The 22,889-nt window shown below is 66.8% G+C and carries 21 protein-coding genes; 12 read left to right on the top strand and 9 right to left on the bottom strand.

The annotated features are described in order from the left end of the window. Positions 1-112 precede the first annotated feature (112 nt). From B3098_RS15790 to B3098_RS15755, 8 genes are all read left to right on the top strand, one after another. Complete coding sequence (locus tag B3098_RS15790) at positions 113-1,114, top strand: LacI family DNA-binding transcriptional regulator (RefSeq protein WP_286897617.1); 1,002 nt, start codon at positions 113-115, stop codon at positions 1,112-1,114. A gap of 132 nt (positions 1,115-1,246) precedes the next feature. Then, entirely contained in the window at positions 1,247-2,161 is a 915-nt protein-coding gene (locus B3098_RS15785) for a GAF domain-containing DNA-binding protein (RefSeq protein ID WP_286897615.1), read from the top strand. Positions 2,162-2,312: 151 nt separating this feature from the next. Then, entirely contained in the window at positions 2,313-3,458 is a 1,146-nt protein-coding gene (ampH, locus tag B3098_RS15780; RefSeq protein WP_286897614.1) for a D-alanyl-D-alanine-carboxypeptidase/endopeptidase AmpH, read from the top strand. After that, a complete protein-coding gene (locus B3098_RS15775) occupies positions 3,455-4,627 on the top strand; it encodes a hypothetical protein (protein ID WP_254594927.1) in 1,173 nt (390 codons plus the stop codon). Before ampH ends, B3098_RS15775 begins: the two co-directional genes overlap by 4 nt. Positions 4,628-4,634: 7 nt before the next feature. Then, the gene (locus tag B3098_RS15770; protein ID WP_286897611.1) at positions 4,635-6,212 is read left to right on the top strand and encodes a serine hydrolase; all 1,578 of its coding nucleotides are present in this window, start codon (positions 4,635-4,637) and stop codon (positions 6,210-6,212) included. Positions 6,213-6,288: 76 nt separating this feature from the next. Next, a complete protein-coding gene (locus B3098_RS15765) occupies positions 6,289-7,236 on the top strand; it encodes a sensor domain-containing diguanylate cyclase (RefSeq protein ID WP_286897609.1) in 948 nt (315 codons plus the stop codon). 182 nt (positions 7,237-7,418) lie between these two features. After that, positions 7,419-9,215, top strand: coding sequence for a methyl-accepting chemotaxis protein (locus B3098_RS15760; RefSeq protein ID WP_286897607.1), 1,797 nt, complete (start codon positions 7,419-7,421; stop codon positions 9,213-9,215). Positions 9,216-9,456: 241 nt separating this feature from the next. After that, positions 9,457-9,786, top strand: coding sequence for a VOC family protein (locus B3098_RS15755; RefSeq protein WP_286898186.1), 330 nt, complete (start codon positions 9,457-9,459; stop codon positions 9,784-9,786). A 25-nt stretch (positions 9,787-9,811) separates the two neighbouring features. Here B3098_RS15755 and B3098_RS15750 read toward each other — a convergent pair whose 3' ends face one another. The 4 genes from B3098_RS15750 to B3098_RS15735 form a co-directional block, all read right to left on the bottom strand. Next, positions 9,812-11,452, bottom strand: a complete 1,641-nt coding sequence (locus B3098_RS15750; RefSeq protein ID WP_286897605.1) for a caspase family protein — start codon at positions 11,450-11,452, stop codon at positions 9,812-9,814. A gap of 65 nt (positions 11,453-11,517) precedes the next feature. After that, positions 11,518-12,246 (bottom strand): anti-sigma factor family protein, encoded by a 729-nt coding sequence (locus tag B3098_RS15745; RefSeq protein WP_286897604.1) that lies wholly within the window; start codon positions 12,244-12,246, stop codon positions 11,518-11,520. Further along, positions 12,246-12,911: an RNA polymerase sigma factor gene (locus tag B3098_RS15740; RefSeq protein WP_191577826.1), complete on the bottom strand. Its 666-nt coding sequence runs from the start codon at positions 12,909-12,911 to the stop codon at positions 12,246-12,248. The genes B3098_RS15745 and B3098_RS15740 overlap by 1 nt, the downstream gene beginning before the upstream one ends. A gap of 49 nt (positions 12,912-12,960) precedes the next feature. Continuing rightward, positions 12,961-13,545, bottom strand: coding sequence for a hypothetical protein (locus tag B3098_RS15735; RefSeq protein WP_286897602.1), 585 nt, complete (start codon positions 13,543-13,545; stop codon positions 12,961-12,963). Positions 13,546-13,764: 219 nt separating this feature from the next. On the opposite strand from B3098_RS15735, the gene B3098_RS15730 reads away from it, so the two are divergent. From B3098_RS15730 to B3098_RS15715, 4 genes are all read left to right on the top strand, one after another. Next, positions 13,765-14,223: a hypothetical protein gene (locus B3098_RS15730; protein ID WP_175122654.1), complete on the top strand. Its 459-nt coding sequence runs from the start codon at positions 13,765-13,767 to the stop codon at positions 14,221-14,223. 151 nt (positions 14,224-14,374) lie between these two features. Then, the gene (locus B3098_RS15725) at positions 14,375-15,280 is read left to right on the top strand and encodes a hypothetical protein (RefSeq protein ID WP_286897600.1); all 906 of its coding nucleotides are present in this window, start codon (positions 14,375-14,377) and stop codon (positions 15,278-15,280) included. 2 nt (positions 15,281-15,282) lie between these two features. Beyond that, positions 15,283-16,887 carry a hypothetical protein gene (locus tag B3098_RS15720; protein WP_286897598.1) on the top strand — a complete coding sequence of 535 codons (1,605 nt, stop codon included), beginning with the start codon at positions 15,283-15,285 and terminating at the stop codon, positions 16,885-16,887. Then, positions 16,877-17,773 carry a glycerophosphodiester phosphodiesterase gene (locus B3098_RS15715; RefSeq protein WP_286897596.1) on the top strand — a complete coding sequence of 299 codons (897 nt, stop codon included), beginning with the start codon at positions 16,877-16,879 and terminating at the stop codon, positions 17,771-17,773. Before B3098_RS15720 ends, B3098_RS15715 begins: the two co-directional genes overlap by 11 nt. 2 nt (positions 17,774-17,775) lie before the next feature. Here the strand turns inward: B3098_RS15715 and B3098_RS15710 are convergent, their stop codons facing one another. From B3098_RS15710 to hisD, 5 genes are all read right to left on the bottom strand, one after another. Beyond that, the gene (locus B3098_RS15710) at positions 17,776-18,564 is read right to left on the bottom strand and encodes an HpcH/HpaI aldolase family protein (RefSeq protein ID WP_286897594.1); all 789 of its coding nucleotides are present in this window, start codon (positions 18,562-18,564) and stop codon (positions 17,776-17,778) included. Between the two features lie 25 nt (positions 18,565-18,589). Continuing rightward, positions 18,590-19,576, bottom strand: coding sequence for a Bug family tripartite tricarboxylate transporter substrate binding protein (locus B3098_RS15705; protein ID WP_286897592.1), 987 nt, complete (start codon positions 19,574-19,576; stop codon positions 18,590-18,592). Between the two features lie 81 nt (positions 19,577-19,657). Next, complete coding sequence (locus B3098_RS15700) at positions 19,658-20,671, bottom strand: LacI family DNA-binding transcriptional regulator (RefSeq protein WP_286897590.1); 1,014 nt, start codon at positions 20,669-20,671, stop codon at positions 19,658-19,660. Then, positions 20,668-21,435, bottom strand: a complete 768-nt coding sequence (locus B3098_RS15695; protein WP_286897588.1) for an SDR family NAD(P)-dependent oxidoreductase — start codon at positions 21,433-21,435, stop codon at positions 20,668-20,670. Before B3098_RS15695 ends, B3098_RS15700 begins: the two co-directional genes overlap by 4 nt. Then, positions 21,432-22,751, bottom strand: a complete 1,320-nt coding sequence (gene hisD, locus B3098_RS15690) for a histidinol dehydrogenase (protein ID WP_286897586.1) — start codon at positions 22,749-22,751, stop codon at positions 21,432-21,434. The genes B3098_RS15695 and hisD overlap by 4 nt, the downstream gene beginning before the upstream one ends. Positions 22,752-22,889 lie beyond the last annotated feature (138 nt).

Raw genomic sequence — 22,889 nt, 5'->3', positions numbered from 1 at the left:
GAGCCTGGCTGGCGGCAGGATTGAAACGTTGCAGCTGACGTTCATGATAACGTTGTCCAAAATTCGCGGCAAGCCAGCGCGCGATCCGTACAAACCCGTGCTTCCCGGTGCCATGAAACCCAAATCCATCACCCTGCATGACGTCGCCCGCGCGGCCGGCGTGTCGCTCATCACCGCCTCGCGCGCGCTCGGCAATCCGGGCCGCGTGTCGGAGGCCACGATCGCGCGCGTGCAGCAGGCCGTCGCGGAGACGGGATACATCCCCAATTTGCTGGCGGGCGGCCTGAAGTCCCGGCGCAGCCGCACCGTAGCGGCCTTGGTGCCGATCATCTCGGTCCCGCAGTTCCTGCCCACCATCGAAGCCCTGACCGCCGAACTTGATCGCGAAGGCTACCAGCTCATCCTCGGGCAAATGGGCTATGACCGCGGCCGCGAAGAAGCGTTGCTCAACGCCATGGCGGGCCGGCGCGTCGACGGCGTGGTCGTTGCCGGCCTGTTGAGCGACATCCCCGCCGCGCACCGCCTGCGGGAGATCGGCATCCCGGTGGTCGAAACTTGGGACCTGACCGAACGCCCGCTCGACATGCTGGTCGGCTTTTCACATCGGCAGGTGGGCAAAGCCGTTGCCGAGTTCTTTCTATCTAAGGGATGGCGCAACGTAGGGCTGGCCACCGGAGACGACCAGCGCGCCGCCGTGCGCCGCGCGGGCTTTCTGGAAACCCTGGGCCATGATGTGCCCACGGCGGTGGTTCCGGCGCCCAGCAACGTGGCGTCGGGCCGGCGTGCCGCGGCCGAACTCTTCGACAAATCGCCCGGCCTGCAGGCGATCTTCTGTAGCGCCGACGCGCTGGCCGAAGGCGTGCTGACCGAGGCGCGCGTGCGTGGCCTGAGCGTGCCGCAGGATTTGGCGGTCTGTGGTTTCGGCGGGGCCGACTTCGCCGCGCACCTGGCGCCGTCGCTGACCACCGTGCAGATCGACGGCGCGGACATCGGCGCCCAGGCCGCGCGCGTGCTGATGGCGCGATGCCGGGGCGAGACCCCGCCGGAGCCTGTCATTGATGTGGGATTCCGGATCGTCGAGCGCGAATCGACGGGCGCCTGTGCGGCAACTTAGCCAGACACCTGGCTGAACGCTGGCCGCCACGGGCGGTTGTCAGACCGCGCCGCCGGTAGGAAAATCCCGCCGAGCCGCGTGCGTCCGACAGCGCGCCCCCGAAGCGCCCTGCCGCCTCAGAAGGAACCGCCCGTGAAGGATGATGTTGGCCAATACCAGACTCACCCCGTCACCCTCCTCCAACCCGACCCGTCGTCGGACTGGCTCTATCACTGCGCCATGAGCCTGCTCAGGCTGCCCGCGGACGATGCGATCTCGGAGCAGCTTGCCTACATGGGCGAAACCTCGGACATCGACCGCGCCTGGATGATCGAGTACCGCCCCGACATGCTGCGGCTGCGCAATACCCACGAATGGTGCCGCGGCCAGACCGAGCCCTTCGTCGCCCAACTGCAGGACGTGCCGACCACGCTGATCGCCTGGCTGCACCGGTTCATGGTCAAGGGGCAGGCGGTCGCCATCCACGACGTCAACGACCTGCCCCGCACCGCGCGCGCCATCCAGGCCGAATTCCAGCGCCAGGGCAACAAGAGCGTGCTCAGCGTGCCGGTGTCCCTTGACGGCAAGCTGCAAGGCATCATCGGTTTCGACACCACCGTCCGGCATCGCCACTGGACCGCCGGCGAGGTCGGCGCGCTGTACCAATGCGCCAACCTGATCGGCCAGGCCAAGTACGGCAGCGGCCGCCCGCGGGCGCCGCTGGGCAATCCCGCCGCATCGGTCGTCTACCTGAGCATGCGCGGCGTCGTCCGGGGCGTTCAGCCGGAAGCCATCGTCGGCGTGCGCTCGGCCGGCAACTACAGCGAGATCTGGCTGGACGACGGCTCGATGGTGCTGGACTCGCGCGCGCTCGGCGTCTGGTCGACCCTCCTGCCCGAGAAGACGTTCTTTCGCGTGCACCGCACAGCGATTGCAAACGCGTTGCATGTCATGGACGTGGACCGCAGAAGCGTTGACCGATGGCAGATCCGGATGCGCGCCGTGGACGACACGTGGCCAGTGTCCCGCTCGTACCGCAAGCCGCTGCGCGAACGCATGGGGATCTGAGCCGGGGCTGCCCGGGCCAAGCCGGCCAATATGCCATTCATCACGCCGGGATGTTGTTTCGTCCTGACGCTGGCGGCTGCGCACCGGGATTTTGGGATCATCGCGGCATGCGCAGGGACACCCGTTCCTCGCCCCCTTCAGTGAGATCCGCATGCTGACGCCCCGCCTTCTCCCGCGCATCCCCGTACTTGCCTTGAGCGCCGCCTGCGCGCTGGGCGCAGGCCACGCCCAGGCCGCCGACCTGGCCTTGCAGGATGCCGTGTCCATGGCCGGCATGCAGATGTATCTGAACGGCGGCGCGCCGGGCCTGATCATCGCGGCGGTCCGCGGCAATGACGTGGTGGTCCAGGGCTATGGCGAAACCGCGCCGGGCAGCGGCGTCGAACCCGACGGCAAATCGATCTTCCGAATCGCGTCGGTGTCCAAGGTGTTTGCGGGCGACGTGCTGGCGTCGCTGGCCGCCAAGGGCAAGCTCACGCTGACCGATCCCCTGTCGAAGTACGCGCCCGACAATGCCAAGGTCGATGCCAACGGCCGTCCGATCACATTGCTGGACCTGGCGACGCATTCCGCCGGCCTGCCGCGCGAACTGCCCGACCCGGACGCCAAGCCCTCCGACAATCCGTTCGCCGTCTTCGACCGGGACTATTACTGGAAGTGGATGGGCAGCCACAAGCCCGCCTACGTGCCCGGCACCACCACGCTGTATTCCAACCTGGGCTATGGCCTGCTGGGCGACGCGCTGGCCAAGGCCGGCGGCGCGGACTATTCGACCGTGCTTGCCAACGAGGTCTTCAAGCCCGCCGGCATGACCGACGCCACCAACGTGCTGAACGACGCACAGAAAAAGCGCCTGATGACGGGCCTGGATCCCTTCGACAAGCCCGACCCCAATGCGGTGGCGCCCGACATCATGTATGCCAGCGCCGGCGTCTACGCCACGGCCGACGACATGGTGCGCTGGATGCGCTGGCATCTTGATGGCGCTAAGCAGGCCCGCGAGAACGCCCTGCTGGCGCACACGATGTGGCTGCCCTACGACGGGCTCAAATCCGTCGTGGGCACGGAGGTCACGGACGCCGACGGCATGGGACTGGGCTGGGTGGTGACGCTACCGCGCAACGGCTCGCCGTTCCTGCTGGGCAAGAGCGGCGGCATTGGCGGCTTCATGTCGTACGTGGTGCTGTCGCCCAACCGCGACCTGGGCGTGTTCGTCGTCGCCAGCCGCGTGAATTTCGGGATGTTCAACAACATCCATGCGCAGGTGCGCGAACTGGCGGCTGAGCTGGCGCGGTGAAGCGACTGCATCGTGCGTTGCGCCAGACCGCGGCGGCGGCGCTGCTTGCCGTGGCCGCGCACGGCGCGTCGGCGCAAGAGGCAAGAGACATTTTCAAGACCGAGATCTTTCTCACGCCCTACAGCGACCTGGCCGATGGCGACGAATCGTATCCGCGCCTGAACGGCAGGTTCCTCCTGATGACCGGCTACACCGGCTTTTTTGGCGTGCACGACGACAACGGCCAGCTTCCGCGCTCGCACTGGAGCAGTGTGCAGCCAACCGCCGAGGCCGCGCTGGTGCTGCAACTGACGCGCGAATTTTCGATCCGCACCAAGGCCACGTTCAACTCGTCCACCAACGACACCAAGGACAATGCGTTTTCCGACCTGGGCGTGAACCTGGACAACCTGTTCGCCGCCTACACCGCCGACAACTACGCGCTGTACGGCGGCAAGATGGACCTGGGCTTTGGCGACGCCTGGCACGTCGTGGACGGCCTGTATTCGGGCTTCAACGAGAACTCGGAATTCCGCGGCTCGATCGGCGTGGGCGGACGCTACACGCTGGATACGTCGGGCCGCGGCACGCACTCCGTGGCCGCCCTGCTGTTCAAGCGCGACAACACCGCCATGAACCGCAGGTTCAGCCTGGACGGCGGCCTGCTCGGCCCCGACGAGCCGCCGCTGTTCAGCGACCAGCTCAAGTCTTTCATCCTTTCGTACGACTTCCGCGATCTACCCGGACTGGCGGGCATATCGGGCGGCGTGGACGCGGGCCGGCTGCACCTGGATCCGAACCAGGGCGAAAGTGCCAACACGGTATCGGCCCGGCTGAGCTACGACACGCCGCTGGATGACGGATGGCACCTGAACTGGTTCAACGAGGCTACCTATTCCAGCGCCTTTCGCGGTGCGCCGGTTTCCAACGGCAATGGCGTAACCTCGGTGTCGTTGTCTCGAGACCGCTGGCAGGTCACCGCGACGGCCGCCGTGCGCAAGCTGACCGGCGGCGGCCAGACGCTGGCCCGGCATGGCCTGCTGGACAGTACGGATTGGGGAGTATCGGGCGCAGTCACCTACGTCACGCCCGTGGGGTTGATCGTGCAGGCCGGGATCACGCATCAGCGCGACCAGGCCCTGCGCCTCAACCAGGGCGTCTTTCGCATCGCTTACCAAGCAGGATTCTGAGGCCAACATGCACAGCACAACCACGCGCATCACCGCAACGATCGTTCTTGCCCTGGGCGGCGTCACGTCAGCCTGGTCGCAACCCGTGCCGATCACCCCCGCCGACTACCCGCCGGCGGACGCCGTCACGATTCCTGCCGGCAGCCGCGAACGCGCCGTGCAGGGCCTGCCCGGCATCATCAAGGACATCATGCAACGCAGCCAGGTGCCGGGCCTGGCCGTCGCGGTCGTCATCGACGGCAAGACCGTGCTGACGCAAGGCTTCGGCACACGCGAGGTCGGCAAGGACGCGCCGGTGGATGCCAATACCGTGTTCCAGATCGCGTCCATCTCCAAATCGCTGTCGGCGACCGTGACCGCCATCGAGATCACGCAGCGCAAGGCCACGTGGGACGACCCCGTGTCGCGTCATCTTCCGGGCTTTGCGCTCAGCAACGCCTATGTGTCCGAGCACGCCACCATCGGCGATTTCTTTGCGCACCGCACCGGGCTGCCGCCCACGGCGGGCGACGATCTGGAAGACCTGGGCTTTTCCCGCAACGAGGTCATCTCCCGCCTGCGCCTGTTGCCGCTCACCCCCTTCCGCACGTCGTATCACTACGCCAACTTCAGCACGACGATCGGCGCAGAGGCCATCGCCAAGGTCGCGGGGCGCCCGTGGGAGCAACTGGCCGACGAACAGCTTTTCAAGCCGCTGGGCATGGCATCGACCAGTTACCGCTACGCCGACTTCGAGTCGCACGGCAACCGCGCCTTGCTGCACGCCTACCAGAATGGCCGCTTCGTGCAGGTAGGCAAGCGCAACGCCGATGCGCAGGCGCCCGCGGGCGGCGTGTCCTCCACGGTGGTGGATCTGGCCCAGTGGCTGAAACTGCTGCTGGCGGATGGCCAACACCAGGGCAAGCCACTGGCCGCTCCCGGCGCGCTGCTGCCCGCCCTGTCGCCGCAGGCCTTCAGCGCCCCCGCGCCAGATCTGAATACGCGGTCCGGCTTCTATGGCTTTGGTTTCAACGTCAACACGGAAACCGGCGGACGCCCTGCCATGGGGCATTCCGGCGCCTTCCTGGTGGGCACGGGCACCACCTTCCGCATCGTGCCCTCCGCCGGCATCGGCATCGTCGTGCTGACCAATGGCGCGCCGGTCGGCGCGGCGGAAGCCGTGGTGGCCACGTTCACCGACACGGCGCTGTACGGCAAGTCCACACGCGACTGGTATGCGGCATACAACGGCGCCATGAAGAAGTTGTTCGAACCGCAGGCGGACCTGACCGGCAAGCCCGATCCCGCCAAGCCCGCCGCACCCAAGGCGTTGTCGCAGTACACCGGCACGTTCGACAACCCCTACTACGGCCCCGCGCGGATCGAGGAAGCCTACGGCGCGCTGACGCTGGTGCTGGGACCGAAGGACATGCGCTTTCCCGTGCGCCATTGGGACGGCGACACGTTCGCGTTTTCTCCGGCCGGCGAAGCCGAGATGCTGGCCTCGCGGGCGTCCATCGTCTTCAAGATGGCAAACGGGCAGGCCCAGGGCTTTGACATCAAGTACTACGACGACAGCGGGTTGGGGCACTGGAACCGCAAATAGCGGCCGCCAGCAGATTCCCATCAGTCCCCGGTTCGGGCTACAGTGCTCGTTCCTCGGAATCCCGGAAGAATTGAGCATGGCCGACGACAGCACGCTTCTCAACGACAACGCGGTGTACAGGACTTTGCTGGAATCGACCAAGGCGATTCCCTGGAAGATCGACTGGGCCACGATGAAATTCGCCTACATCGGCCCCCAGATCGAAGCGCTGCTGGGCTGGCGCACCGATAGCTGGGTCACCGTCGAGGACTGGGCCATGCGCATGCATCCCGAAGATCGCGAGTACGTGGTGAATTTCTGCGTCTCGCAATCCCAGGCCGGCGTCGACCACGAGGCCGACTACCGCGCGCTGACCAAGGACAACGGTTACGTGTGGATCCGCGACGTGGTGCACGTGGTGCGCACGGAAAGCGGCGAGCCCGAGGCCCTGATCGGCTTCATGTTCGACATTACCGAGCGCAAGAAGACCGAAGAAAAGCTGCTCAGCCTGCAGAAAGAACTTGAGGTGCTGTCTTTCAAGGACGGCCTGACCAACATCGCCAACCGGCGGCGCTTCGACAGCAGTTTCGAACTGGAATGGGAGCGCGCCCGCAGCGAACGCCAGCCCTTGTCGGTATTGCTCTTCGACGTCGACTTCTTCAAGCAATACAACGACCTGTATGGCCACACCCAGGGCGACAAATGCCTGATCGAAATCGCCGAGACGCTGAGCCTGGCGCTGGATGGTCCGCGCGATCTGGTTGCGCGCTACGGCGGTGAAGAATTCGTTGTGCTGCTGCCCGAAGCCGATGCAGAGGTGGCGCGGAAGGTGGCGGAACGTTGCCAGCGCCAGTTGCAGAAGAAAGCCATCGTGCACGCGCTGTCGCCGCATGGCAGACGCGTCACGGTGAGCGTCGGTGCGGGCACCGTGATTCCCGAAGGGCCCGTCACGCGCGCGGATTTCATCAAGGCCGTGGACCAGCAGTTGTATCTGGCCAAGGCCAACGGGCGCAACCGCATCGAACATGTGCAGGTGGCCCCATAGCGCACGCGGAGAAGGCGGCCCGCTGAGCCGCCAGCCTGGAAAATCCCGCATATCGGAACTGCCGGCGGCGCAACCGCGCCGATCCGGCTTTTTCACCCGTAATTCCCCGTATTGCACCGCAACATGATGTGCTGTAGTGCCCGGGTGGAGGGCGCATTCCGCGCCCCCGTCGCGTGCCCATCATGTCCAAACTCAGAAATCTCTCTCTCCGGAGCAGCCTGACCGCACTGGTGCTGTTCTTCATCGTGATGCTGGTGGCCGTTGGCGCCATCGCCATGCAGCAGCTCTGGAGCATCAGCCAGAAGCAGCGCGCCATGTACACGGAAACCGTCATGCCGCTGCGCGTCGTCGTCGACGCCGCCCGCCAAGGCGCCACGCATTTCCGGCGCATGTATGTCTATATCTGGAACACCGATCCGCAAGGCCGCCAGAACGAACTTCGTCTGAACGAAGAATCCGAAAAATCCGTATTGCAGGCGCGTGACCGTCTGCAGCAGGAGCAGGACCCTGCCCTGCGAGACCTCGGCGGCAAGCTGGCCGACACCTGGACCCGCTACAAGGCGGCCGTCAACGACGTGAAGGGCCTTGCCGACCGCAACGATCCGACCGCGATGACCGTCCTGCACAAGGACTCGGCCGCGCTGCATGTCGCCGCGCGCAACATCCTGATGGAAGCCGCCAAGCGCCAGGAAGAACTGGCCCGCCTTGACACCGAAGACGCCGCCGCCGCAGTCGAACGCACGTTCTGGACGCTGACCGCGCTGATCGTGCTGTGCGCGTTGATCGGCAGCATCCTGGGTCTGAGCCTGGTGCGCTCCGTCATGCGCCGTCTGGGCGGCGAGCCCGCCTACGCCGCGCAGATCGCCCAGGAAGTCGCCAAGGGCAATCTGGCCGTGCGCGTGCAACGCCGCGAAGGCGACCAGACCAGCGTGCTGGCCAACATGGACGCCATGCGCGCCAACCTGGCGCAACTGGTGAGCCAGGTGCGCCAGTCCAGCGAATCCATCGCCACAGGCGCCACGCAGATCTCGTCCGGCAATGCCGACCTCAGCCAGCGCACCGAAGAACAGGCCGCCAACGTCGAAGAGACCGCGGCCTCGATGGAAGAGATGAATGCCGCGGTGAAGCAGAACCTGGAATCCGTGCAAATGGCCGGCAGCCTGGCCGGCTCGGCCAGCGCAGCCGCCGCACGCGGCGGCGAAGTGGTCGGGAACGTGGTCAGCACCATGGACGCCATCTCCGCCAGCTCGCGCAAGATCGTCGACATCATCGCCGTCATCGACTCCATTGCATTCCAGACCAACATCCTCGCGCTGAACGCCGCCGTTGAAGCGGCCCGCGCGGGCGAACAAGGCCGCGGCTTTGCGGTCGTGGCGAGCGAAGTGCGCGCACTGGCCCAACGCAGCGCCAGCGCCGCCAAGGAAATCAAGCAACTGATCAGCGACAGCGTCGGCAACGTTGAAGCCGGCTCGAACCTGGTCGGCGAAGCCGGCAGCACCATGAACGACATCGTGACGCAGGTGCGCCGCGTTGCCGACCTGATCGCCGAGATCGGCGCCGCTGCGCACGAGCAGGGACAAGGCATCTCGCAAGTGGGCGATGCCATCAACCAGCTCGACCAGACCACGCAGCAGAACGCCGCCCTGGTGGAAGAATCGGCCGCCGCTGCGCATAGCTTGAATTCGCAGGCGGCGACGCTGGTGAAGTTGGTCAGTGTGTTCCGTCTTGCCGAGGATGATGCGCCGCGTTTTGTAGCGCAGCCGCAGGTTGCTCAGGTGCGGGAGGTGCAGTCTGTAGCAGCCCAGCCCGCAAAGCCGCAACGCACGCTGGCCAAGCCGGCGTCTTCACGTGCGGCCGCTGGCAAGCCGGCAGAGACTCGCCGCGCCGACGCCAAGCCCGCGCCGCAAGCGAAAGCGCCGCTGCGCGTGCCGGGCGACAACAAGCCCGCGCAGTCGAATGATGAGTGGGAGAGTTTCTGATCGGTAGGCGGTGACACCGCGCGCAGGATCGGCGCAAGCCGATCCTGCGCGTTCACCAGGCACCAGCGTGGATTCGCAATGCCAGAGCGCGTATCCCCACGTTGCAAATCGAAGCGCTCTCGCCCGCCCCCTCACCTATGCTGACCTCTCCGGCCCACGCGGCCGCCTTTTCGAGGAGCAGCGTATGTTGGACCACATCGAGATTCACGTCAGCGACTTCGCACGCAGCCGGGCTTTCTAGCTGAGCGCGCTCGCGGCGGTAGGTTATGTGCCGCGCAAGGGGTTGGCGACGGGCATGGGCTTTGGCGTTGGCGAGGCCGACGACGCGGGCGACCCGGGCGGCGAGTTCTGGATTCATGAGGGCACGCCCAGTACGCCGCGCGTGCATGTGGCGTTCCGCGCGCGCAGCCGTGATGAGGTCGACGCCTTTCATCGCGCGGCGCTGGCGGCCGGCGGGCGCGACAACGGCCCGCCGGGGTTACGGCCGAAATATCATCCGCATTACTACGGCGCCTTCATCCTGGACCCCGACGGCTACAACGTCGAGGCGGTGTACCACCGCCCTGTCTGACGCCCTACGCGTGTCCCCATCGGGTTCAAGGCTGGCCGGGCGGGCGCACGCCCAGCGCGCGCATCCACGGGTTGTCCGGCAGGCCCTGAATGGGCGCCATGCCGGGCATCGGAAAACCGACCGGATTAAGGGCGGCGTCCTGCAGCACCTTGGCCCACTCGCGCGGGTCGATCGGTTCGCCCATGCGCGCGCGCACGTCCAGCAGGTCCATCGCCGCGCGCCGGTGCCCGGCCTCGGCGGCATCGCGGAACAGGCGTTCGGCCACGGCGTAGTTCTTGGGTACGCCCCGGCCCATGCCGGTCAGCTCGCCCAGATACGTCTGCGCGGGCGCGAAGCCTTGATCCGCGGCGCGTTGATACCAGCGGGCGGCGACGGGGTAGTTCTGTTGCACGTGCTCGCCGTTCTCGGCGATCAGCCCCAAGGTGGTCATGGCGACCACATCACCCGCCTTGGCGCGCGCCTGCAACGACGCCAGCCGGGGCTCGTCCACATACTGTGCGCCGCGTTCGATTTCGTATTCCCAGGCGCTCATGCGGGCCTTGATCAGATCGCGGCCAAGCGTGGGGGACGGGCCTCTGCCCTGCGCCGTCTGACCGCCGGATGCCCCCGGCGTTGCGGGCGTCTGGCCGTCCGCCAGCGTGGTGAACGTGACGGTGCCGACCAGGCTGCTGGCGTAGTGCGGAATCTGCCGGTAGGAGGTAGCCACCTGCACGTCGGCGGTCAATTGCTTGAAGAAGGTCTCCACCGGCGCGGAACCGGGCAGCGTGCGCAGTCCTTGCGCGAAGTAGTACGCGTAGGGGCTGTGGCGGGGGCCGTCGTTGCCGAAGCCGTCTTCGGCCGTGGCGCCGGGCTGCGTGGAGAAGGCGATAAGCTCCCCGCCCGCAGGAACGGCATGCACCAGTCCCGCGCCGGGCGTGCCCCGCGTCAGGTTGGTGCGGCAGGCGTCCAGCACCATCAGGCGCGCGCGGACATTGGCCCGCCGCAGCGCTTGCGACACGCGCTTGAGGCTCAGCGAACTTTGCTGCGCCGTGCGGATGCGCACCTCGCCCAGCGGCAGCGGCAGGTCCACGCCGAACAGATAGTTCACGTCGTCCACCGCAACAGCGTGTCCGGCGAAGTACATCAGCGCCAGATCTCCGCCCGTGGCGCGAAGGGCGAAGTCGTCGACGGCGGCTTCCATCTGCGCCGTGGTCAGGTCCGTGAGCAGGGTCACATCGACCTGGCGCTGGCGCAGCGAGTCGGCGATGAGGCGGGCGTCGTTGACCGGGTTGACCAGCGCGTTTGCGGGAACGGCGTAGCGCGCGTTGCCGATCACCAGCGCGTAGCGGCGCTTGGCGGGCGTGGCTTGGGGGTCGGCTTGGGGTTCAGCTTGCGCCTTGGCATCCGATTCGGCCTTGCGATCCGTCGCCGCTGCGGAAGGCTCGTCGTCCGGCGCTGGCGCAGGCGTGGTCGGCTGGGGTGCCGGCGCGCCCGAGCGGGCCGGCTCCTCGTCCATCATGTTCCGGTTGTTCAGCCCCCGCGCATTCGCACCCGCCGCGAGCACGGCGCCAGCGTGCCCGCCGCAAAGCCCCGCGCCGACCAGCGCGGCCAGCAAGCGCCGCCGCATCAGAGTTTGCGGCCGCGCATCCGGCATGCTGGCAAGGGCAGGTTCTTTGTTGGGCTTCATACAGAATTGGGGGCCTGACTTTTGTTCGGGAGGGACTGGACGTTATCTCGGGCTTGCGCCGGGCCTTACGGTTTGGGGCACGCGCCCGCTGGCGCCGCCGTGATTGACAGCGCGCCCAGCGCCGTCGCGGCATCGCGCAGCGACGACTCACGCGCAGCGGCCAGGACGTATCGCCCGTCCGCATCAGGCCCGTCGACGATGGACACCGCGTACTGGGACAAGGTATTGCGCAACTGCCGCGCCGTCAGGGCATCGGGAAGATCGACCACCAACCGCGGACAAGATGCACCGCCGCGCGTCAGGACGTCGTCGGACAGGACAACCGCGGGACCTTGCACCGGCGCCTGCTGGATCACTACGACGGACAGCATGATCGCGAGCGCCCAGCCCAGCGGCATCAACGGGCTGGCGGGCGTAGGCCACAGCCATTGCCACAAGCGCCGCACGCGCGATACCGGCGCGTGCGAAGACACCGGCGCGCGCGCAGATGCAGGTTCCGACGATGACGCACGCGCAGACTTGGCAGAAGCAGGCTCAGATGCGGACGCAGATTCGGCAGGCGCCCGCGCAGGCGCCGCCTCCACGCCCTGCCCCAGCGCACGCAAGAAAGCCGCATCGCGCTCCCCCTGCCCAATCTCGTTATGCGCAAGCTGGCGCGCCTCGGCAAGACTTCGCCACGCCTCCAGTTCCTCCCGCAATGCGGGATCCCTCGCGAGATCGGCTTCGAAGGCCCGGCGGGCATCGGCGTCCAGCTCGCCGGACAAATACGACAGCACTCGGTCTTCAGCCATCATCAGTCCATCCCCTTGCGGGTGCATTCCGTCACCAGCTTGCGCGCGGCGTGCAGGCGGCTCTTCACGGTGGGCACGTGCAGGTCCTGCTGCCGGGCGATCTGTTCCATCGGCATGTCGTCCAGGTACAGGAACATGGTGGTTTTCAGCGTGTCGCTGAGTTTGTTCAGGCAGTCGCGCATGCGCTTGACGACCGACAGGTGCTCGTACGCCTGCGCGGGGTCGGCAAAGGGCGAGGCATCCGCCACATCCCGCGCGTCGTCAAACGCCGTGTCGTCCCGATCGCCGCCGTCGTCGGGACCCGCCCACTGCACCTCGTGCCGCGTGCGGCGGTGATACTGGATCAGCTCGTGCAGCGATCCGCGGTACAGGTAGCCGCCCAGCTTGCTGACGGCCAGTTCATGCGCCGTCCATCCGCCCTCGGGCTGGCCGTGCAGCAGGACCTCGTCCTTGAAACTGCGCGTCTGCAGGAACTTCATGAGCGCGTTGTTGAACGCGTCCACCACACCTTCGGGCGGCGTGTTGAAGAACTTTCTGCGCAGTTTCAGCGTGATGTGCTGCTCGGCCTTGTTCCGGAACGCCAGCGCGTAGCGCGGGTCGGCATGCATGATGCGCAACAGCGCGTCGACGTTGTCGATGACGTAGCGCTTGGATTCGAGCGTGTTCATGATTCAGGTTCTTGGGGCTGCGGCACCTTAGCTGCGCAGGGGCGGAAAATCAAGCGCGGCGGCGCAGCGCGGCGACCCCGCGGACAGTGAAGGCCAGCGCGATGGCGACAGACAGATAGAAGCCGAACCCGAACGACAGGCCGCTCCACAGGTTGGACGCCATGTCGCCCGCCAGGCTGCGGCCGGCGCGCGAACTGCCCATGAAACCCGACAACTGGCGCGTCGCACTCATGAACTCCTGCACCTGCGAGACCACGCCAGCCAACGCGATGATCCACAACGCCAGCGGCGCAAAGTAGCCCAGGCGCGCCGCGCGATGGTCCAGCAGCGAAGGCAGCAACTGCCCCACGACGGCCAGCAGCCACAACACGGCATAGAATCCCGCGCCGGCCCCCTGCCCTGCCATCGCCCCCTGCACGCTGCCGCCATTCTGCAAGCGCAGGAGGTCGTAGAAGCTCAGACTGACGCCCGATCCCATCATGCGCACGGAGACCACCGCGAAAAGCGTGGTGCCCAGAAGAAACAGCAACGCGCCCGCCGCGTCGCCCCGGTTGACGCGCTGAACCGCAATGGCTGCCCACCGGGTTGCGTGGGTCTTTGCCTGCGTCAGTACGTCTTGTGCTTTGTCCTGCATGGTGTTTCCTTTTTTGCGTGAGGCGGATGCCGGTAATGACCCCTACGCGCCACAGCGCAAAAGGTTCGATTTTTTTTTCGCCCTTTTTTCGGCCAATTGATTTGCCGGGTTCGGTTTATCCTTCGACGCTAAATTTTTTCGAACCTTTTTCAAGACGGCGCGTAGCAAGGGTCATGGGCTCGTCTTTTTTCCCACTTACCACCAACGGAGCGTTGAATCATGTCCACCCCCACCCCGCTGTCCACCCTGTACCAGACCGTGGTGCAAGAAGAACTGGGCCTCGTCGCCAGCTTTGACGAGCAAGGCGATGTGGTCTTCAAGCATCCCGACATGGGCATCATGTATTTCAGCCTGAGCGATTCGGACCCGGAATTCCTGCGTCTGGTCTACCCCGCCTTCGTGCAGGCAGATGAACTGAACCTGACGCGCGGCCAGTTCCTTGAAGTCATCAACGTCGTGAACAACCGCTGCAAGGCCATCAAGCTGACGCTGCCGCAAGAGGACGCCGATCGCCCCGCGCGCGTGTCGGCCTCGGTGGAAAGCTTCGTGGCCGCGCCCGACACGCTGCCCGACATCGCCCTGCTGCGCGCCACCGTGGCCCGCACCGTGTCCGCCATCCGCAATGGCGTGCACGAACTGGTGAAACTGTCGATGGAACTGAAGCAGGCCGCCAACTGACGCGCCAAACCCGCGCCTGGTTTGCGACGACGCACAGCGCGACGCGCCCGGCGCAATTGAAACAAGTCTGGTCCTGCGCTGTAACTTTGCGATACATTGCAGGGCTTTGACGAAAAAGGCGCCCGTGTGGCGCCCGGTTTTCCGCCTTCCCATGATGTCATTGCGCCTGCACGTATCCCGTTCGTTGATCCTTCGACTTGCGGCCAGCTTCCTCTTGCTGGCGGGCCTGTCCGCCTGCGCCGTCAAGACCAATTCGCGGGGCAACTACGTGTTCGGCGTGGACACCGCCGCCCTGTTCGGCACCGAGATCGGCCAGTTCCCGCTGCAGGACGGCGGACTGGGCACCTTGCGCCGTGAAGGCAAGAACTTCTCGGTGAAGCTATCAGGCAACCAGCGCGTGGTGCCCCTGAACAATGTTGAGTCCGCACGCATCGCCCGGACCGAAAACATTGGCCCGCGCACCGTGGTCGTCATCGAGACCCAGCGCCGCAACTGCGATTACCGCTATACCGTGCTGGCCATCGAGGGGTCCGACGTGTTGTCGTGGGACGTGGGCAATTGCCGTGACCGGCCCGTCGTGCTGGTCCAGGACGACCGCAGCGCGCTGACGTTCGACTTTCCCAAGGGCTCGGCGATCGAGCGCTTTGTTTACACGCAGGATGGCCGGATGCGCCGCGGCAACGTCAAGAGCGTCGCGGGCTTGAATCCGCGCGCCAAGCCGTTTGCCGACGAGTCGCTGTATCCGCCCGGGTACATGGATTCGATCCGGCTGCATGGCGTCTATCCGCCGCCCGCCGCGCCGGCCGCGCGATCGGGCAAGGCGGCTAAGCCGGCCAGCGGCGGCCGCCGTTCGCCACCCAATGCGCCCGCCGCGGTGCAGACACAGACGGCCGGCAGTGACACATCCGCTGGCCGCGTGGTGCCGCCGCCCCCGCAGCGCGTGTCCACGGGCGACGCGCCCGCAACACCCCGCGCGGGCGCGGCATCGCGCACACCCGCCAAGCTGGACCTGCCCGAAGAGGAAATCACCTCGACCCGTCTGGACCTGAGGGATTGATCGTGCGCCAGGCCCAGATTCGCCAGATTTTGTTCCTGATCGTCCTGACGGTCATCTACCTCAGTTTTGAACTCGGCTTCAACGCCCGGTTGCTCGATGTGGTGGGCAGCCGCGCCACGCCGCACGATATCGAGGAACTGGAGTTCTTCGGCCGCACCCTGTCCGGCATCGCTGCCGCGCTGGTGGTGTTGCAGCTGATGCTGACCCGGCGGCTTGCCACCGGCGGCCGGCCGTCGTATCTGAAGATCGCCGTGGCCTGCGTCGTGACCGCGCTGCTCGTCTTCAGCGCCATCAAGATGATGGTGAACGTGCTGGTCGACTCGCGCGACGGCGAATTCCGCCGCATTGCCACCAACGCCGGCCTGCTACAACGCTCGCTGGTACAGGGCGACCTGCATCTGGACGGGCTGGTGGACGACGGCATCTACGCGCGGCCCGAGGGCAAGGCGTTCCTGGCGGTGTTCCAGGTGCTGCTGACCAACATCGACAATCTGGACGAAAAGGTCGAGCCCAAAAAGCGCCAGGTCATCCGCACCGACCTGCAGCGCCAGATGAAGACCTTCACCTTCGATGACCGCGAAGTCCGCATGACGTCCCCGGGCATCCGCGGTTATCACCAGGTCTACACCAGCGTGATGCAGTCCGTGGCCGAGCGTTGGAAGAAATACGCCGGCGTGCCTGTCCCGTCGGACATCGGCCTGGCGCGCGAACAGGATCGCGCGTGGGGTGACTACCGCCGTAACCTGTCGCGCCGTGGCTGGACGCCCGACAGCGTGCCGGCCCGCTACCAAGGCCGTGTGGTGCAGGACGTGCGCAAGCGCATTCCCGTGCCGGCCGGCTGGCAGCCGCACGACCGCGCCACCTTCAATGAAGCGGTCGCGCAGCAATATTGGAAGACCATGCGCAGCCGCACCGTGCATGTCGAGGGCGATGCCATTCCGCCCGGTCTGTCGTACGAAGACTTCGTGGCGCGCCCCGGCGTGCAGAAGCTGCTGCGGCAGACCTTGATGGTGCCGGCCACCATGAGCGTTGCGCCCAATTACACCGACGCCGCCAGCTTCAAGCGGCTGTACGACGGCATGCTGGACCGGGCCGTGGACGAAGCCATGCCGCGCTTTTCCGCCAGCAGCGCGGACTTTGCGCGCGGCGGCCAGCATCAACAGCTGGGCCAGGACGCCGCGCGCGCGGCCATCGTGCCGCCGGTTGCGCTGCTGTTCTCGCTGCTGGGTGCGGTGGGCCACTTCGGCAAGCTGCTTTACCTGATCGTCAAACTCGTCGTCTGGCTGCGCACGCCCGCCGGCCAGCAGCCGGGGCGCACCGCCACGCGCGCGGCGGGTCTGGCGCTGGTGCTGACGCTGGCCTGCGTCTGGACGGCGTTCTCGTTCATGCAGAACGGCGTGACGCAAAGTGAACTCTTCCAGCAGATGTCGCGCGTGGAAGGCGGGCGCGATGACGAGTCGATCGGTCAGGCGCTGCGGCGCCGCGTGCTGGCCAACGTGGCGCACGTGATCGTCGTGGGCCAGGCCTACACCTATCCTTTCAACGAAGCCGTGCGCACGACGGTGCTGGGCGGCTTCCGGTTCGGATACCACGGCGATGCGGGCTAGCCGTCTGATAGCCGCGCTGCTGGCCGCCGCCCTGCCCTGGTCCGGCGCCAGCGCCGCGTGCCTGGGCATGCAGGTGCATGCGCACCGCGGCGCGCCCGCGCTGCCCGAGAACTCGTTGGCCTCGATTCGCGCGGTCTACGCCGGCGCGTGGGATGGCGTCGAAATCGACATGCAGCGCCTGAAGGACGGCGTCTGGGTGCTGCACCACGACCTGCTGACCGGCAGGACGGTAAGCGGCGTCGGACGCCGCGCCGTGCTGCAACTGTCCAGCGACCAATGGCGCGACGCCAAGTTGACGGGTGCCGGCGGCGGAGCGCCCCCGCCCTTCCTTAATGATGCGCTGCGCGTCGCCGCCGCTCAGCCCGCCAAGACCTTCAATGCGGAACTGAAGGTCGTCTACCGCGACTGCGCGCCGGTGTCCAAGCTGGTCGCCGGCATGAAGACCGCGCTGCCGCACGGCAACTGGATGATCACGTCCGCCTTCCCCGAGGCGCTGCGCTGCGTGCGCGGCACCGACCGACAGGGCTATCTGGGCCTGATCGTTTTCGACCCGCGCCACGCGGATTCCCTGGGCGCAAGCCCGCTCGGCAAGTATGTGTCGCAGCGCGCCACCGCGCCCAAGCTGACGCGCCAGTGGCTGGCCAATCTGGCCGCCACCGTCGGCGCGCCCGTGGGCGTGCATGTGGATGCCCTGACGCTGTCCGCCAACCCGCAACTGCTGCGCGACGCCGCCGCGCAATCCGTGCGCGTCTTCGTGTACGCGGTGGGCGGCGATGCGGCGCTGGCGCAGCAACTGCGCGCCACGAAGCAACGCGAAGGCTATCTGCCGTCCGGCGTCATCATCGACGGCGATGCGCAGGCGTTCTGCCGGGCGGTGGGCGGATAGCGTCAATAGGCGGGCGGCTTCGCCTCGCGTCCGGCCGAGGCCGCCTGCGCCAGCGCGCGCGTGATGATGCTGGTCGACACGTTGGCGAAATAGCGCGCGCCCATGGCCCCGTACTTTTCCTCGTCCTGCGGCGTCAGCGCGATGATCCCTGAGCACTTGCCTGCCCCGGCGATCGCGCGCAGCCCGGCCTCGATGGCGCGTTGCACGGGTTCGGCATTCCAGTCGCTGCCGTGGCCCATTGCGTGCGCCAGATCGTTGGGGCCGATGAACACTGCATCCACGCCGTCCACGGCCGCAATCTCGCCCGCCGCCGCAATGGCCTCGGGCGTTTCGATCATGGCGATGAAGCCGATGCCGTCATTGCTGCGCTGCGTGTGCCCGGCGCCGCCGAATGCCCCGTAACCCGCGGCGCGTGTGCTGAAGGCGCTGCCGCGGCGGCCCACTGGCGGATAGTGGATCATGCCGGCGAGGCGCCGCGCCTGCTCGGCGCTTTCCACCATGGGCACCTGCACGGCGCTTGCGCCCATGTCCAGGATGCGCGGCAGGTCCTGCTCGAAGCAGCGGACGATGGGCACGATGCCCGTGGCGCGTGCGGCGCGCAGCATGTGCTCGGTCATGCCGAAATCGGCACTGCCGTGCTCGTTGTCAAGGATGATGAAATCGAAGCCGGCATACGCACACATCTCGACGATGGCCGGGCTGGGCAATCCGTTGAACAGGCCGCGCAGCGGCTTGCCAGTGCGCAGCATGTCCGGCAGACGGCCGTCCAGCGGGAAGCGGGGATCGGTCATGCAAGTCTCCTGTGTCGGGGCGGGGTCAGTCGGCCTGGATGCCGGCGTCCTTGATCACCTTGCCCCACTTTTCGATTTCGCTGCGTTGGAACTGCGAAAACTCCGCCGAGCCGCGGCCGTCGGGCGCCACGCCCAGCGTCAGCAGCTTGGCGCACACGTCGGGGGTGTTGACGATGGCCGCAATCTCGCGTCCCAGGCGCTCCACCACCGGCGCGGGCGTGCCCGCCGGCGCAAAGATGCCTTGCCACGACTGCATCGCAAAGCCCGGCAACCCCAGGTCGGCCAGCGGCTTGACACCCGGCAGATCCGCCAGCGGCGCGGCCGATGTAACGCCCAGCACTTTCACCCGCTTGGCATCAATCATCGGACGCGCGGCCGCGACCGTTTCAAACACCATGTCGATCTGTCCGCCGATCAGGTCCACCATCGACTGCGATCCGCCTTTGTAGACGATCTGGCGCAGGCGCGTATCCGAAATCGATTGAAAGAGCTGCCCCGACAGATGCTGCGACGTGCCCGCGCCGGCCGTGCCGTACGTCAGCCCGTCCGGATCAGCGCGGGCGGCGTCGATCACCTGTTGCACCGTGTTGAACGGGCTGTCTGCCCGCACCACCAATGCGTTGCTGACCATGCCCACCAAGCTGACGGGCGTGAAGTCCTTGACCGGGTCATAGCCCAGCGACTTGATGAAGAACGGATTGACGGCATGCGTGGTGATGGTGCCGCCCACGATGGTGTAGCCATCGGGCTCGGCGCGCGCCACCTGTTGTGTGCCCACAATGCCGGAAACGCCCGGCTTGTTCTCGACGATGACCGACTGCCCGAGACGAGCGCTCAACTGCTCGGCCATCAGGCGCGCGACGCCGTCGGACACGCCGCCCGGCGAGAACGGCACGATGTATCGGATGTTCTTGGTCGGCCAGGCGGGCTCGCCGCCCTGGGCGTGGGCCAAGCCGGCGGTCAACCCGATGGCCGCGACGGCGGTCAGGGTGCGTACAAAAATGCTGCGCATGCGTTTGTCTCCTGGAGTCGATGAGCGCGGTCTGTGCGCGCTTTCATGGGGTAGTGCCGGAAAAAGGGGAATAGCGAATCTTCAGGGCCCCGCCCGGACCGTCGCGCGTTCAACCAGGCAGCAGGGAATGACGATGTCGCGCGGCCGCAGCTCGGCCTGCATCTGTTCGCGCAGCAGGGCGACGGTGGCGTCCACCATGGGTTCGACCTGCTGACGCACGGTGGTCAGGCGATACGCGCCCCAGGCAGCCTGCGGCACGTCGTCAAAGCCCACGACGGCCACGTCCTCCGGCACGCGCAGGCCCAGTTCCTGACGCAGCACGTCAAGCGCCGCAATCGCCATGTGGTCGTTGCCGGCAAACAGCGCGTCCGGCGGGTCGGCGGCAAACATTCGGCGAACCGCAGCCTGCGCCAGATCGAAGTCGTAGTGGCCCACTTCGCGGCAGGCGATGTCGTGGCCGAGTTCGGTCAACGCGTCCCGATAGCCCCGTTCGCGTTCGATGCTGGTCGACGAATCCTCCAGCCCCGCCAGAAATCCAAAGCGCCGGTAGCCGCGGTCCACCAGCAGTCGCGCCACCAGTTGGCCGCCCGCATAGTTGTCGGACGTGACCGAGCTGCTGGCGTGACGTGCCAGGCCGCCCAGGATGGACACCCGATTGAACTGCACCACCGGCACGCCGACTTCTGCGCAACTGCGCGCCACGTTGGACGACAGCATGGCGGAGGCCATGACGATGCCGTCGACCTGGTATTGCAGGATCTCGGCCAGCACGCCGTCGGCCGCCTCGTCCACCTCGGCGATGAACATCAGCACGTGATAGCCCTCTTTCTGCAGCTTTTGCGACAGCCGCTCGATCACCAGCGGATAAAACTGGTTTTCCAGATAGCTCATCACCAATGCGACGATGCGGCTGCGGCGGGTGATCAGGCTGCGTGCCAGCGCGTTGGGCCGATAGCCCAGTTTCTGGGCGGCCGCCAGCACCTTGCGACGTGTCTCTTCGGACACGCTGGCGCCGGGCGTGAACGTGCGGCTGACGGCGGACTGCGACACTTGCGCCAGATCCGCCACGTCCTGCGCGCGGGGCGCGGTCCTCATGCCGCGGTCCATCCTGCGTCCAGCATCAGCGCGCTGCCCGTCATCAGACTGGACGCGTCGCTGGCCAGGAACACGATGGCGCCCATCATTTCGTCCAGACGGCCGACGCGGCCCAGCGCGTTGCGCGCGCAGACCCACTCCCGGAAGCCGGGCTGCTCCAGCATGCCCGCCGTCATGGGCGTTTCGATGAAGGTCGGGCACACGGTGTTCACGCGGATGTTGGCCGCGCCCAACTCCCACGCCAAGGCACGCGTCATGCCTTCCAGCGCGTGCTTGCTGGCGCAATACAGCGTGCGCCGCGGACTGCCCACGTGCCCCATCTGTGACGACACATTCACGATGGACCCTGCACGGCCTTCCTGCAGCAGGCGGCGTGCCACGGCCCGGCTGGTATAGAAAGCCGCCTTCACGTTCAGGTCCAGCACGGCGTCGATGTCCTCGTCGGACTGCTCGACGAGCGGCCTGGGACGATTCATGCCCGCGTTGTTGACCAGGATGTCAAAGGGCTCGGCGCGCGCGACCGCCTGATCCACGGCGGCGGAATCCGTCACGTCCAGCACCAGCGGCGCACATCCGATGCCTTCGGCCCGCAAGGCTTCGCACACTTGCGCCAGTTCCGGCTCGCGCCGGGCCGCCACCGTCACATGCGCGCCCGCGCGGCCCAGCGCGGCGGCCGCCGCCAGTCCGATGCCGCCGCTGCCGCCCGTCACCAGGGCGCGGCGTCCGTCCAGGCGGAAGTCCGGTCCTTTGGGCAGCGCAATCATGCCTGGGCCTCCACCGGCCGATACCACGGCAGGTCGGGGCGATTGCCATAGCGGCGCACGCGGATGTTGGCCTGTTCGCCGTGGCCCGCAAAATTCTCCATGTGGCACAGGCGCGAGCAATACTCGCCCATCGCCGCGCTGGCCTCGTCCGTCAGCACGCGCTGATAGGTGCAGGTCTTGAGGAACTTGCCCACCCACAGGCCGCCGGTGTAGCGGGCGTTGCGGTTCGTCGGCAGCGTGTGGTTGGTGCCGATCACCTTGTCGCCAAAGCTGACGTTGGTGCGCGGTCCCAGAAACAGCGCGCCGTAGTTCGTCATCCGGTTCAGGAAGTAATCGGGATCGCGCGTCATGACCTGCACGTGCTCGAACGCCAGTTCATCGGCCACCTGCAGCATTTCCTCGTCGCTGTCGCAGACGATGACCTCGCCGCAATCGGCCCACGCCTTGGCCGCGATGCCGGCCGTCGGCAGTATCGAAAGCTGGCGCTCGACTTCGGCCAGCGTGTCGCGCGCCAGTTGTTCGCTGGTGGTCAGCAGCACCGCGGGGGACGTGGGGCCGTGTTCCGCCTGGCCCAGCAGGTCGACGGCGCACAGCTCGCCATCCACGCTGTCGTCGGCGATCACCAGCGTCTCGGTCGGTCCCGCAAACAGGTCGATGCCCACCCGGCCATACAACTGCCGCTTGGCCTCCGCCACGAACATGTTGCCCGGGCCGACCAGCATGTCCACCGGCGCCACGCTGGGCGTGCCCACCGCCATCGCCACCACGGCCTGCACGCCGCCCAGCACCAGGATCTCGTCGGCGCCCGCCATGTCCATCGCGGTCACGATGGCCGGATGCGGCTTGCCCTGATACGGCGGCGCCGTGGACACGATGCGCTTCACGCCCGCCACCTTGGCGGTCAGGACGCTCATGTGCGCCGAGGCCAGCAGCGGATACTTGCCGCCCGGGATGTAGCAGCCCACCGCGTTCATCGGCACGTGCTTGTGGCCCAGGACCACGCCGGGATAAGTCTCCACTTCCACGTCGCGCATCGAGTCGCGCTGGATCTGCGCAAAGTTGCGGACCTGGCTCTGGGCAAAAGCGATGTCCTCGATCTCGCGCGCCGACAACTGCTTGCGCGCCGCCTCGATCTCGGCGCGTGACAGCCGGAAGTCCGCCGGGTCCCAGTTGTCGAACTTGCGGCTGTAATCGCGCACGGCGTCGTCGCCACGGGTTTCGATGTCGCGAATGATGTCTTCGACGGTGGCGCGCACCTTGGCGTCGTCGTCGGTCTTGACGGCGGCGGTCCGGCCGCGCTTCAGATAACGGATCATGGTCTCGGGTCCTGCAAGCGTTGAAAGTTCATCGATGGAGGGCACTTTCAAATCCTTGCATACGTATGCAAATAGGGAGAAACCCGGAGATCGCGTACACGCCGACCTTCGCTTCCCCTCGCGCGGGATCGCGGCGCC

This window comes from Achromobacter sp. UBA2119 (assembly GCF_002331005.1).
In the GTDB taxonomy this organism is placed as follows: Bacteria; Pseudomonadota; Gammaproteobacteria; order Burkholderiales; family Burkholderiaceae_B; genus Achromobacter; species Achromobacter animicus.
The sequence above is the reverse complement of the archived record's forward strand: the minus strand, read 5'-3'. Positions and strand labels throughout refer to the sequence as shown.